Below are 13,568 nucleotides of genomic sequence, written 5' to 3' on the forward strand. Positions count from 1 at the left end.
GTTTTTAAACATTTCTTTTTACCTTTGCCCTATAAATTTTAATTATCATGGAATTATCTATTTTATTAGGAATGGTAGGGCCTTGGCAAATAGCAGTAGTAGCCATATTGGTTTTATTATTATTTGGAGGTAAAAAAATACCTGAAATGATGCGTGGGCTAGGTAGCGGAATTAAAGAATTCAAAGATGCTTCCAAAGGTGAAGAGGAAAAAGAAACTCCTCGTAGTAACAAAGAATAATCATTATTTTTATTGAAAATACTTATAAACCACATTGTAAAAATGTGGTTTTCTTTTTTATAGCCTTTCTACTTTTTCGTAACTAGAATAGATATTCTGTACAAGTACTGCTGTTATGAAAAAATGGTCTAAAAGTACCTTTAGGGCACTTCAACATCCTAACTTCAGAATTTTTATTACCGGGCAAGCCATTTCTAGAATTGGTACCTGGATGGAGCGCACCGCGGTTAGCTGGGTTGTTTATGATGTTACCGACTCTAATTTTATGTTAGGTCTGGCAGCTTTTTGCTCTCAATTTCCCATGTTTATATTTTCCTTATACGGAGGTATTTTATCTGATAGGTATAACCAGCATACCATAGTACTTATTACACAAATTGCCTCTTTGCTACAGGCTACTTTATTAGCCGTTTTAATATATACAAACAACTACCATATTTGGCATATTCTAGCATTGGTAACCCTTTTGGGAATTATTAATGCATTTGATGTACCCGCAAGGCAATCTTTAATGAACCGTTTGGTAACCAGCACTACCGACTTGCAAAACGCAGTAGCGCTCAATTCATCTATTGTAAATATTGCTCGTTTGGTAGGCCCTGCACTGGCTGGTATTATACTAAGTAAATTAGGGGCTAGCATTTGTTTTACCTTAAACGCGGTAAGTTATTTAGCCGTAATTATTTCTTTGTTTTTATTAAAACTGACACCTCATAAAATAAAAACCAAAACCCGAAGTAATTTAGATGAAATTAAAGATGGTATTAACTATTTAAAACTCAACAAACAATTAGGAATACTAACCATATACATTGGGTTTATAGCCTTATTGGTATCACCCTACATTACACTATTACCCGATTTTGCTAAAGATATGTTCCACGGAGATGCAGAAACCTTTGGGTATATTACCAGCTGTATCGGGTTTGGTGCCTTTTTAGGGTCGTTATTTTTAGCTGCACAAAAAGAAACCAACAGGTTAACGCGTGTTTTACTTGTCAATGCAGTTTTATTAGGCATTTCTTTAATGTTATTTGCTTACATGACCTATTTACCCATCGCATTATTATTAACCATCATAACTGGTTTTTCAGGGCTTACCCAATCTACCATTTGCCTTACTATAATACAAACAAAATCGGCCCCTGAAATGAGAGGCCGAATGATTAGTTTATTTGCTATGTCTTTATTTGGAATGCTACCCTTGGGTGGTTTACTAGTAGGGCTAGTATCGCATGCTATAGGTAGTTCTCTAACGGTATTTTTAGAAGGTATTTCAGCCGTATTAATTGCAGCAATCTTTTATTTTATAAGAACAAAAAATAACACCCTTAGTCAATCATAGAAAGTTGAATACGTTTTCTAGCCAAATCAACTTCAGTAATAGTTACCATCACATGCTGGTGTAATTGCACTACTGAGTTTACATCTGAAATAAACTCAGTAGCCAGTTTAGAAATATGTACCAAACCACTTTCTTTAATACCTATATCTACAAAACACCCAAAATTGGTAATGTTATTTACAATACCTGGTACTTTCATTCCTGCTTTCAGGTCATTAATAGTTTTAATATTCTTATCAAACTCAAAAACCTTAGCCTTTTTTCTAGGGTCTAAGCCTGGTTTTTCTAATTCTGAGGCAATATCTGTTAAGGTTGGTAGTCCAACCTCATCAGTACAGTATTTGTTTAAATTAAGCTGTTTAATAAGCTCTTTATTCCCTATCAATTGCAATACCGATACTTTATGGTCTTTCGCCATTTTCTCTACCAGATTATAACGCTCAGGGTGTACCGCAGAATTATCTAACGGATGCTCAGGGTTTGTAATACGCAAAAAGGCCGCACTCTGTTCAAACGCTTTAGCTCCTAACCTACTTACCTTTAGTAACTCTTTCCTCGATTTTATACCGTTATTTTCAGTCCGATATTTTACAATATTTTCAGCTAACGAATTACCAATACCAGACACATAACTAAGCAATGGTGCACTGGCTGTATTTACATTAACCCCTACGGTATTTACACAGCTCATTACTACAGTATCTAATTCATCTTTTAGTTTGCTTTGGTCTACATCGTGCTGGTATTGCCCTACTCCAATAGACTTAGGGTCTATTTTTACCAATTCAGCCAATGGGTCTGCTAATCTTCTACCAATAGATACCGCACCACGTACCGTAACATCATAACTAGGAAATTCTGCTCTCGCAATTTTAGATGCCGAATATACCGAAGCACCACTTTCATTAACTACAAATACCTGAAGGTCTCTATCAAAAGCAATTTTTTTAATAAATGCTTCCGTTTCTCTAGAAGCTGTACCATTACCAATGGCAATAGCTTCAATATCGTATGCATTTACCAAGCTTTTTATTTTTTTAATAGCCATAGCTGTCTCGCGCTGTGGCGGATGCGGATATATATTTTCGTTGTGTTTTAAATCGCCATTTTCATCTAAACACACCACTTTACAACCACTCTTATATCCAGGGTCTAACGCTAAAATTCGTTTTTCACCTAATGGTGCCCCTAACAGTAATTGACGTAAGTTAGAAGAAAACACCTTTATGGCAGCAGCATCTGCAATTTCTTTAGCTTCCTTTAAAACCTCATTAGAAATTGCAGGTTGCAACAGTCTTTTATAAGCATCTTCTATAGCTATAAAAACCTGGTTGGTACTACTCTCAACATCTGTTTTAATAACTATATCATCAATAATATCTAGCGCTTCCTCTTTTTCTACATCTACCTTAAGTTTTACATAGCCTTCATTTACCGCTCTAAGCATTGCCAACAAACGGTGTGAAGGTGCTTTGTGCAAAGGCTCATCCCAATCAAAATACTGTTGGTATTTCTGTGCCTCTTCTTCGTCTTTCTTAGCTTTAACTACCTTGGCACTAATACTGGCTTTTCTACTAAACAGATTACGCACACGCTTTCTTACGTGCTCATTTTCATTAATCCATTCTGCCATAATATCTCTAGCCCCCTTTAAAGCTTCATCTACCGACGTTACTTCATCTGTAAGGTACTTTTCTGCAATAAAGTCTACATTATTCTCTTGCTGCTTCATAATAGCCTTAGCCAAGGGTTCTAAGCCTTTTTTCTTAGCTATAGCAGCACGGGTAGTACGTTGTTTCTTGTAGGGTAGGTATAAATCTTCTAATTGTATAAGCGTAGTAGCTTGTTCTATTTTCTTCTTTAGCTCTGGGGTTAGTGCTTCTTGCTCTTCAATAGCTTTTAGTATGGTCTCTTTCCTTTTTTCAAGCTCTTCAAAAGCAGCTTTATATTTTGCAATATCGCCAATGGCAACCTCATCTAAATTACCTGTCATTTCTTTACGGTATCTAGAAATAAAAGGAATTGTACAATCTTCATTTAATAATTTCAGGGTATTGGTAACTCCTCTTTCTGGTAAATTAGTGTGTTGTAAAATATAAGATAAAATGGTCATCTGCTTCTAATAATTTATTTTTTCAAAAGTAACTTTTTAGTTGGTATCCATAAAAAAATCCCACCAAAATGGCAGGATTTTTATTGTTCTTATATAGCTGAACTTATTTCTTATCTAACCCATATTTTTTAAGGTCAAAATCGGCATCTTCTTTAAACTTAATAGATTTCACGATGGCTTCTAATTCAAACATATAATCGCGCTTGTCTATAGAAGGTGCAAAAACAAAACCATCTATAACAATATAACGGTTGTTAGCTTCGTCTGCAATCATATAGTTTACATACGGGCCACCCATAATAAAGTTCTTCATTTCCCATAACCCTCTGCTTTCAACCGCTTCTCTACCATCTATGGTAAGTGTTTTAATACTAGGGGCAAAACCTTTCTCTGTAATCATATACATAGTTTCAGGGTTTCTACCTGGCACATGTGCCTTCCCAATAGAATCTCTCATACTTACAATAAAATCAGATAACTGACCGTCTACCGGTGTTGGTAAAGAATCTGCAATCATTTTACTTTTTACTGCTTCACCTTTTGGTACACTATCAAACGGTACTTCATATACCAACAGTCCGCCTTCATATTTCTGAATTTGTCTTCTTATCCAGAAAAACTTATCCTTTTGTGTTGTAATGATGTAGGTTGTTGGCAATTTTAAGGTTATTCCAAACTCATTTAATAATGCCTTTTCTTTAGATTCTGAAGTAATCATACGCTCTTGAGCTTCTAAAACTTCATGATCTCTAAAGTTTTCAATCATTTTAGGAGCGTTGATATCTAAAAGTTCTAATATCTTTTCTTCTGAATTTCCTTTAATAATAGCCACTTGCTGTGGTTCTGCATATAAATCTTCTGAGATACCTGCAGCATCTTCATCTGCTTTCTGAATAATCAATAGATTTCTACTGTACTTTGTATCTGCAAAAATAGAAGGTGGTATTTGTTTGATAGAAAACATAGGCTCTTCTACAGATAAGCCTTCAACCGGTGCAGCAAAGTAAGACCTAATCTTATCGCCCACTTTACCATTCCACATATCGTTACTCACCACAACATACAACGAGTTAACGGCCCCTGTAGATGCTCTTTTATAATCTTCTTCTTTGGTAGTTTTACAAGCTTGCAAAACCATCATTGCAACAACGAAAAAAAAGATTTTTTTCATCTCTTTAGTTTAAATTTTTAGTCTAACAATCGCACAATTTCAATTTTGTGCCTAATTTTAAATTAGTACTGCTAATATCGTTCCAAAGTTTAATTTGTTCTATAGTAATTCCAGGATATTTTTTTGAAATGCTCCAAAGGGAATCTCCTTCTTGAACTATATGGTACTTTGCATTAGCAGTATTTGTTGTGTTCTGCTTTTTTGTTTTGGTTGTTTTACTAGCGGTTTTCTTAGGTATACTTCTAGGGTATATAACAAGCTTTTGGCCTATTCTAATATTATTATTTCGTAAGCCATTCCATCTTTTAATACTACTAACCCTAACTTTATAACGTTGTGCAATTTTACCCAATACATCGCCAGAACGCACTCTGTATACAATTTTGGTATCGTTATTAAAAAACTGTGGTAACGGCTTTTCTCTTTTAGCTTCTTCTGCTTTTACATACGCATATATACTATCCTCGTTAGCTACAAATAAGCCTATTTTATCTTTAGGTAGGCGTAGCGTATAGTTTTTATCTTTTATAAACGGAATGATATCTAGCTTATAGGCAGGGTTAAAAAACTGTATCTCTTCCATTTCAATGCCTGTTAGTTCAGAAATCTGATCAAAACTAATAGTATTCTTTACATGAATAGTATCTGTTTGAAAATATGGAAAAACAGTTCTTTTAGGTTTAAAACCATGTTCTTCAGCATATTCAAAAACATACATAGTAGCTAAGAATAAAGGAACATACCCAGCTGTTTCACGTGGAAGATAAGGTCTTAAATTCCAATAATTTTGGTACCCTCCAGATCTTCTAATGGCTTTGGTTACATTACCCGGACCTGAATTATACGCTGCTAGTGCTAAATCCCAATCACCAAAAATAGCGTATAATCTAGCTAAAAACTGTGATGCTGCTTCAGTAGAACGCATTGGGTCTGAACGCTCATCTACATAACTACTAACATCTAAGTTATACATTTTTCCTGTTTGGTACATAAACTGCCACAAACCTGTTGCCCCTACTCTAGATTTTGCCTTCGGATTAAAAGCTGATTCTACAATAGCAAGGTATTTTATCTCTAAAGGTAAATCGTATTTATCTAATTTCTCTTCAAATATAGGAAAGTAGTAATCGCTCATACTCATTAAGCGGGTTAAGCTTTCTCTTCTATTTTTAAGAAACGAGTTAATTATGCGCTCCAGCTCTTGATTGTATGAAATATTGAAAGGTGTTCTTTGGTTAAGTGCTGCCAATCTAGCTTTCAACGTATCCGTATTGATTTCCTTATATTCTAACTCCTCTTCTAATGTTCCTTCTGTTACGTCGGCATACATTTCGTTATACAAATCAGAATTGTATAACTCTTTCATCCATAAGGTATCTAACTGGTAAGCAATTTCAATATCTTCTAAATTATATTTTCCGTTAATTCTCGGAAAAAAATCGGTTTTCTTTTTATCAAGGGTATCTATTTCTACAGACATTCCTGCCTCCTTTTCAAGAATAATTATAGAATCTGCCTTGCTTTCGCTCCTTTTATCAGCATCTTGAGCATACATTGCAACCGACAAAAAAATCATACTAAACGCACAAAAAACTTTCATATATCCACTAATTTTTCAGGATGATTTCTATTCAATTTTCCAAAAATCGTATTTTTTCGTTACAATTTTAACTCTAAGCTGTTAAAAATGAAAAAACCTTGCTATTCGCAAGGTTTTTCATATTCTATTTTATGTATTTAAATACAGCTTACGCTAAGATAGCAGCAATACCAGGTAATGTTTTACCCTCTAAGCTTTCTAACATTGCTCCACCACCAGTAGATACATAACTTACTTTATCTTCAAATCCAAACTGTTTTACAGCAGCAACAGAATCTCCACCACCAACTAAAGAGAAAGCACCTCCTTTAGTAGCTTCGTCAATAAAGTTACCTACAGCAATAGTACCTTTTGCAAAAGTTTCCATTTCAAAAACTCCTACAGGTCCATTCCATAAAATAGTTTTAGACTCTAAAATTACTTTTTTGAAAATCTCTAAAGTTTCTGGTCCTGCATCTAAACCTTCCCATCCATCAGGAATTGCATTTACAGGTGATACTTGTGTATTGGCATCATTTTTAAAATCGTCTGCAGCTACAACATCAACAGGAATATATACTTTAACTCCTTTAGCTTCTGCTTGTTTTAAAATATCTAAAGCAAGTTCTTGCTTATCATCTTCACAGATAGAATTACCAACACTACCACCTTGTGCTTTCACAAATGTGTAGGTCATACCTCCACCAATAATTAAGTTATCTACTTTATCTAAAATATTTTCGATAATGGTAATTTTAGAAGATACTTTAGAACCACCTAAGATAGCTGTAACAGGTTTTTCACCGCTAGCCATTACCTTATCAATAGCTTCAATTTCTTTTGCTAATAAATACCCAAAACATTTGCTTTCTGGGAAAAACTTAGCAACAATAGTAGTAGATGCGTGTGCTCTGTGTGCAGTACCAAAAGCATCGTTTACATAGATATCACCTAATTTCGATAATTTTTCAGCAAAATCTTCGTCTCCTTTAGTTTCTTCACCATAATAACGAAGGTTTTCAAGTAATAAAACTTCTCCCGCTTTTAAATCGGCAACAGCAGCTTCTACTTTTTCACCCACACAATCTGCTACAAACTTCACTTCTACTCCTAAAATTTCTGAAGCTTTTGCTACAATATGCTTTAAAGAAAATTCATCCTGAAATCCTTTTGGTCTTCCTAAGTGACTCATTAAAACAGCACTACCACCATCTTCTAATATTTTTACAATAGTTGGTTTAGCAGCTTCAATACGCGTAGTATCCGTTACATTAAAATCTGCATCTAACGGTACGTTAAAGTCAACTCTAATTAATGCTTTTTTATTCTCAAAATTAAAATCGTCGATTGTTTTCATATTATGGATGTTATCTCGTAGTTAATATAAACAAAAGTAACTAATATTAATTAGCCTTTACATGATATAGAGCAGAAATTATTAAAAACTTACTATTTTAAAACAACTATCTTTGTGCATGCTTTTTTCAAGAATATTAGGTCAGCAACATATCAAAAATCACTTAACCGTAAGTGCCGATAGCGGAAGAATACCTCATGCTCAATTATTTGTAGGCCCAGAAGGTTCTGGTACCTTACCCATGGCTATTGCTTATGCGCAATACATACTTTGCAAAAATACTGATGGTGAAAATACGGGTGGTAACGAAAGTTGTAATATTAAGTTTGAACATTTATCGCATCCCGATTTACATTTTGCTTTTCCGGTTGCTACTAACGACAAGGTGAAGAAACACCCTGTGAGTAGTCATTTTATGGAAGAATGGAGAACCTTTATAAATGAGCAAGCTTACGGAAATGCGTTTGACTGGTTTCAGTTATTGGGTATTGAAAACAAACAAGGTCTTATAGGGGTTGATGAAGCTACAGATATTGTAAAATCTTTAAGCTTAAAATCTTACGAAGGAGGCTATAAGATTATGATTATTTGGATGGCCGACCGTATGAACACTGCCGCCGCTAATAAACTGCTGAAATTAATAGAAGAGCCCCCTCAAAAAACTATCTTTTTATTAGTTGCTGAAAAAGAAGAACAAATTATACAAACCATACGTTCCAGATGCCAAATTTTACACTTTCCTCCGTTAACGGAAGAGGTGGTTAAACAAGGGCTAGTTTCACGTGGAATTTTAGCAGCCGATGCTGCTAAAATTGCGCACCAAGCTCAAGGAAATTATAACAAAGCAATTGATTTATCATTAAAAGATTCTGAAGATATTGTTTTTGAAAGATGGTTTGTTTTTTGGGTACGAAGTGCCTTTAAGGCCAAAGGGAATAAAGCTGTGATTAACGACCTTATTATGTGGAGTGAAGAAATTGCCGCTACGGGAAGAGAAACCCAAAAGCAATTTTTAAACTTTTGTATGGAAGTTTTTAGGCAGGCATTATTACTGAATTACCAAACCCAAGAGTTGGTGTATTTAGATATGAAGGTAGAAGGTTTTCATTTAGAAAAATTTGCACCTTTTGTACATAGTGGCAACATTATGGAAATTACAAAAGAGTTAGAAGATGCCTTGTACCACGTAGAAAGAAATGGAAATGCAAAGATTATTTTTACCGATTTATCTATAAAACTAACGCGTTACTTACACAAAAAAGAAGCTTAAAAAAAGCCGTCTACATTTAATAGACGGCCATATATTTTTAAAGCACTGTATAGGTTATTTTATGTACTTGGGTAGTTCTAAAATATCCGTAGGCATCTTTACCACCAGATATATTTTTGCAATTACCCTGTAATGCCACTGGAATAGAAGCAAACGGATTGCCGGTAGCCTCAGATTGGTTTAAGAGAATCATCATGTAATTAAAGTAATTCTCTGTAATACTATACAAATATATATCTACTACATCACCCGGTTGCAGCGGTTCTATATCATCATCATCGTCATCACTAATTTCATAAAAATCATTTATTAGATTTCCATTTACAAACTCATCAGAAAAAGTTTCTATACTATTTAATAAATCACCATGGCGATAGAACTTTTCCAGATAAAAGTTTTCTAGTGTAGCATCATCCTGAATGTAAAAATTAATCTCTATCAAATCCGAATCAAAACCACCCATAGTAGACTGCCCGTAATATTCAATTAAACTTCCTGGTAAAAATGTATCGCTACCCTCATAAGTTTCTCCATCATATTCCACGTGAAGCGTAAAGGTTTGGTTTTCTACCGGTTCAAAAGTATTGGTATAATAGGTTCCATCATTTTGGTCTTGAAAAATATAGGTTTCTCCTGTACTATCATTAGTTACTACTACAGAAGCTCCGGTTACGTTAGTTACTTCATCTTGAGAAAAATACGGAGTAGACATACTCAAAGTAATGGTTTGTTCACTTCCATCTAAGGTGCCGTTTTCATCAATAGACCAATCTAACGATCCTTCAATTACCAAATTAGGTGTTTCATCTTCTAGTTCTACATCTACAACATCGGTACAAGAACTCACTAATACCATTGCAAATACAGTATATAACCAAGGTTTTATATATAAATTTTTCATAGCCTTCATTAAAATTTAAAATTATAAGATACAGACGGTACTGCACCAAAAATACTGGTTCTTACAGCCTCATTAACACCGGTTGCCTGATTTTGACCAAAGGTTATAGAAGCCGCATTATAGCGATTGTAGACATTGTAAATACTAAATACCCATTCTCCTTTCCAACGTGCATCTGGCTTTCTGTTTGGGGTATAAGTAGCAGACAAATCTATTCTGTGATAAGCTGGTAATCTATTCTCATTTCTACCAGCATAATTAGCTACCGAAATACCCTCATATTGGTACTGTCCGTTAGGGTATGTTACAGGTCTTCCCGTTTGAAATATAAGGTTAGCCCCTAAACTCCATTTTTTACTTAAATAATAACTACCCGTAACAGATAAATCATGGGTACGGTCATAAGAAGTGTTGTACCAATTTCCGTTATTAATACCCAAACCACCTGAAGCACCACCTGGAGTTCTTTGTTCAGATTTTGATAACGTATAAGCTATCCAACCCGTTAAATTACCTTTGTTCTTTTTAAGTAAAACCTCTAAACCATACGCTCTGGCTTCTCCACTTAAAATTTCCGTTTCAATAGTATTATTCCCTATCAAATCAGATCCGTCTACGTAGTCTATTCTATTATCAACTGTCTTATAAAAACTCTCTACTTCCAATGAGTATTTGTTACCTGCAAAATTTCTAAAGTACCCGGCAGAAAACTGATCTGATAATTGAGGTTTTATGAATTTTCCACTAGGTGCCCATACATCAACCGGAGTAACCGCTTGGGTATTCGATAGTAAATGTAAATATTGAGCCGTACGGCTGTAACCTACTTTTACAGAAGTATCATCATTTAGCTGATAAGAAAGCCCTAAACGTGGTTCAAAATTGTTGTAAGATTCAATTGTTTCTCCCCTATCATAATACGTTTCAGAAAGCACTTCTCCCTCTTCATATACTCCTAAAGTTTCATTATACACCACTGGTAAATCGTTCGCATAATTATTCAAATTCTGACCGCCTAATCTGCTAAACAGACTAAAACGTAACCCGTACAATGCCGTTAACTTATCGGTTAATTTATGCTCAGCACTTATATAAGCCCCATGTTCTAAAGCTCGTTTTTCATCCAATTGCAAATAATTTACAGCAGAACTTTCTGAAGTTGGCATTACCTCACCCGGATTAAAATTGTAGTAAATACTACTAATACCTGCATTTAACTTTAGGTTTTGGTTGGCATAATACTTTAAATCATACTTAAAATTATAGTTGTCGATAGAAGCTATCCAATCTAACTCTACAAAATCTATAATTACCTGATAATCATATTTGCTATAAATTAAAGATGCATTAGAAAACAGTTTGTCATTAAACACGTGGTTCCAACGTAAGTTACCAGAAATGTTTCCGTAATTGTTTTCAAAAATACCGTCAATCTTCATCACATCTCTACCATAGTAACCAGATAAATATAGCTTATCTCTATCTCCTAACTGATAATTTACTTTTCCGTTTACATCATAGAAATAAGCGGTATTAGGTTCATCTGCTATTTTTAAAAATAAATGAGCATAAGAACCACGCCCTGCTAATAAAAATGAACTTTTATCTTTTACTAGCGGACCCTCTGCCGCTAAACGACTAGATACTACCCCAATACCACCCGTAAGGTTAAAATTCTTATTGTTCCCATCTTTTTGGCGTACATCTAAAACAGAAGAAACTCTACCCCCAAATTGTGCAGGTATAGCACCTTTGTACAGTTCTAAGTCTTTAATAGCATCGGCATTAAAAACTGAGAAAAACCCGAATAAATGCGAAGTATTATAAATAATAGCCTCATCTAACAAAACCAAATTTTGGTCGGCAGCACCACCTCTTACATTAAATCCGCCGGCGCCCTCACCAGCATTAGATACCCCTGGCAATAACTGAATAGATTTAATAATATCTACTTCTCCTAAAACCACCGGTATTTTTTTTATAGTTTCCGTTTTAAGCGTGGTCACACTCATTTGCGGAGTTTTAATATTTGTTGCCTCATTTTCATCAGCTGTAAGTACCACTTCTTCTAATGCCATAGAGGATTCTTGAATCTCAAAATTTAGTTTTGTATCTGCAGTTAGTACTATTTCTTGAGACACCTGCTCATACCCTATATAAGAAATTACTAATTTATAGGTGCCCTCAGGGGCGGTTAGTGAGTAAAAACCATACGTATTGGTAGTTACCCCATAAGTTGTACCCTCTAAATAAATAGAGGCTCCGTACACTGTTTCTCCATTACTGGCATCGGTTATGGAACCGCTAATGGTATACGATTCTTGCCCATAGACCAGCACCGTTAGGAGGCAACATGTAACAAAAAGTAATTTTTTCATAGTTCTTTTTAATAGTTTAGTTTATGTATTTACAATTCATAATTTTTCAATATAACTCAGCGAATAAGGGTATCTTAATTTTAAAAATGTGAACATGTAAAAACCAAGAGTGAACGCACTTTCTATACACTTAAAATTATCTGATTAATACTAAATAGGCATTATTCCTTAAGTAGGTTTCACGTGAAAACAGTACAAATTTTCTTTAAAAAACCCATTCTTTCTAATTTTAGTATTGGTTTGGAGTGAATTTATCATTTTTGGAGTGAAATGTTATTTTACAAGTATAGTTTGTTATAGTACTTTTTTTATTTGCTCTAAGTATGATTTAGAAACGGGGGCTCTTAAATATTCATCTTGGTAAAAGGCTAAGAAATTTTTCCCCTGATTCTTATCTAAATGCGACACATTTATAAGATTTACAGCATACGATCTGTGACACTGATAAATACTACTATCAGTACACGCTAACAAAAAATTTTTCAGTCGGTTTCTTACAATCTCCTTTTTAATTTTTCCTTTTTCCAAATAGTAAACAATGATGTATTGATTGCCAGCTTCCGCCATTAAAAAATTCTTTAAGTACAACTCTAATGATACATTTTCATTTTCATCTTTTACTATTAATAACTCTTCTGGATGTGCCTTTTCAAAAGCTTGCTGGTAATGTGACAGTTGCACTGAAAGCTCTTTTATTTCACCATTTAATTTTTGAATAAATTCATATACGATAACCCCAAAAAATGGGAATAATAAAATGATAAACGCTCTAAAATAATTGGTAACCTGAAACCCAATGTTAAGTTCTAATTCAAAATCATTTCCCAAATCAGGTATAACAAGTGAAAATAAAAAGGATATAAAGGTGATAATAAATGTTTCTATGCAAAACCAAAGTGCGTACTTTTTAATACTTACCTCTTGAAATTTTAAAAGTGGACGTAAAACTAATTGAGACAAACTCAAGGCTGCAAAAGAACTAACCGTTATAGAAAGAAAAAAAAGAAACTTATGAAACAATGGATTTATTGGGTTTCTCATTTCTTCATAAATACCATAGGGCTGAAATACAACTAAAAAAATATGTGCAAAAACGGTAGCACCAATAATATAGAGCCACTTTTCTCTAGCGCTGTGAAGATATTTAAAACGTAATTTTAAAAAGCTATGTATTTGCATTTGTATAGATTAAACTACCTACTTTTCCTAAACGAT

The 13,568-nt window shown here is 34.1% G+C and carries 10 protein-coding genes; 3 read left to right on the forward strand and 7 right to left on the reverse strand.

Annotated elements, in window-relative coordinates:
• The first annotated feature begins 44 nt into the window (after positions 1-44).
• Both tatA and Y10_RS02600 read left to right on the forward strand, forming a co-directional pair.
• A complete protein-coding gene (gene tatA, locus Y10_RS02595) occupies positions 45-239 on the forward strand; it encodes a twin-arginine translocase TatA/TatE family subunit (protein ID WP_281764757.1) in 195 nt (64 codons plus the stop codon).
• Between the two features lie 115 nt (positions 240-354).
• Positions 355-1,584 carry an MFS transporter gene (locus Y10_RS02600; RefSeq protein WP_281763805.1) on the forward strand — a complete coding sequence of 410 codons (1,230 nt, stop codon included), beginning with the start codon at positions 355-357 and terminating at the stop codon, positions 1,582-1,584.
• Here the strand turns inward: Y10_RS02600 and Y10_RS02605 are convergent.
• The 4 genes from Y10_RS02605 to Y10_RS02620 all read right to left on the reverse strand — a co-directional run bounded on the left by Y10_RS02605 (position 1,571) and on the right by Y10_RS02620 (position 7,804).
• Positions 1,571-3,697, reverse strand: coding sequence for a Tex family protein (locus tag Y10_RS02605; protein WP_281763806.1), 2,127 nt, complete (start codon positions 3,695-3,697; stop codon positions 1,571-1,573). The genes Y10_RS02600 and Y10_RS02605 overlap by 14 nt on opposite strands.
• 103 nt (positions 3,698-3,800) lie before the next feature.
• Positions 3,801-4,868, reverse strand: coding sequence for a DUF4837 family protein (locus Y10_RS02610; RefSeq protein WP_281763807.1), 1,068 nt, complete (start codon positions 4,866-4,868; stop codon positions 3,801-3,803).
• Between the two features lie 22 nt (positions 4,869-4,890).
• On the reverse strand, positions 4,891-6,468 hold the full coding sequence (locus Y10_RS02615; RefSeq protein ID WP_281763808.1) for a LysM peptidoglycan-binding domain-containing protein: 1,578 nt from the start codon (positions 6,466-6,468) through the stop codon (positions 4,891-4,893).
• A 148-nt stretch (positions 6,469-6,616) separates the two neighbouring features.
• A complete protein-coding gene (locus Y10_RS02620; RefSeq protein WP_281763809.1) occupies positions 6,617-7,804 on the reverse strand; it encodes a phosphoglycerate kinase in 1,188 nt (395 codons plus the stop codon).
• A gap of 118 nt (positions 7,805-7,922) precedes the next feature.
• On the opposite strand from Y10_RS02620, the gene Y10_RS02625 reads away from it, so the two are divergent.
• Entirely contained in the window at positions 7,923-9,074 is a 1,152-nt protein-coding gene (locus Y10_RS02625) for a DNA polymerase III subunit (RefSeq protein WP_281763810.1), read from the forward strand.
• 37 nt (positions 9,075-9,111) lie between these two features.
• Here Y10_RS02625 and Y10_RS02630 read toward each other — a convergent pair whose 3' ends face one another.
• The 3 genes from Y10_RS02630 to Y10_RS02640 all read right to left on the reverse strand — a co-directional run bounded on the left by Y10_RS02630 (position 9,112) and on the right by Y10_RS02640 (position 13,532).
• Positions 9,112-9,975 carry a DUF4249 domain-containing protein gene (locus tag Y10_RS02630; protein WP_281763811.1) on the reverse strand — a complete coding sequence of 288 codons (864 nt, stop codon included), beginning with the start codon at positions 9,973-9,975 and terminating at the stop codon, positions 9,112-9,114.
• Positions 9,976-9,983: 8 nt separating this feature from the next.
• Positions 9,984-12,353 (reverse strand): TonB-dependent receptor, encoded by a 2,370-nt coding sequence (locus Y10_RS02635; protein WP_281763812.1) that lies wholly within the window; start codon positions 12,351-12,353, stop codon positions 9,984-9,986.
• A 294-nt stretch (positions 12,354-12,647) separates the two neighbouring features.
• Positions 12,648-13,532 carry a LytTR family DNA-binding domain-containing protein gene (locus Y10_RS02640; protein ID WP_281763813.1) on the reverse strand — a complete coding sequence of 295 codons (885 nt, stop codon included), beginning with the start codon at positions 13,530-13,532 and terminating at the stop codon, positions 12,648-12,650.
• Positions 13,533-13,568 lie beyond the last annotated feature (36 nt).

The sequence above is a fragment of the Neptunitalea lumnitzerae genome (genome assembly GCF_027924185.1).
In the GTDB taxonomy this organism is placed as follows: domain Bacteria; phylum Bacteroidota; class Bacteroidia; order Flavobacteriales; family Flavobacteriaceae; genus Neptunitalea; species Neptunitalea lumnitzerae.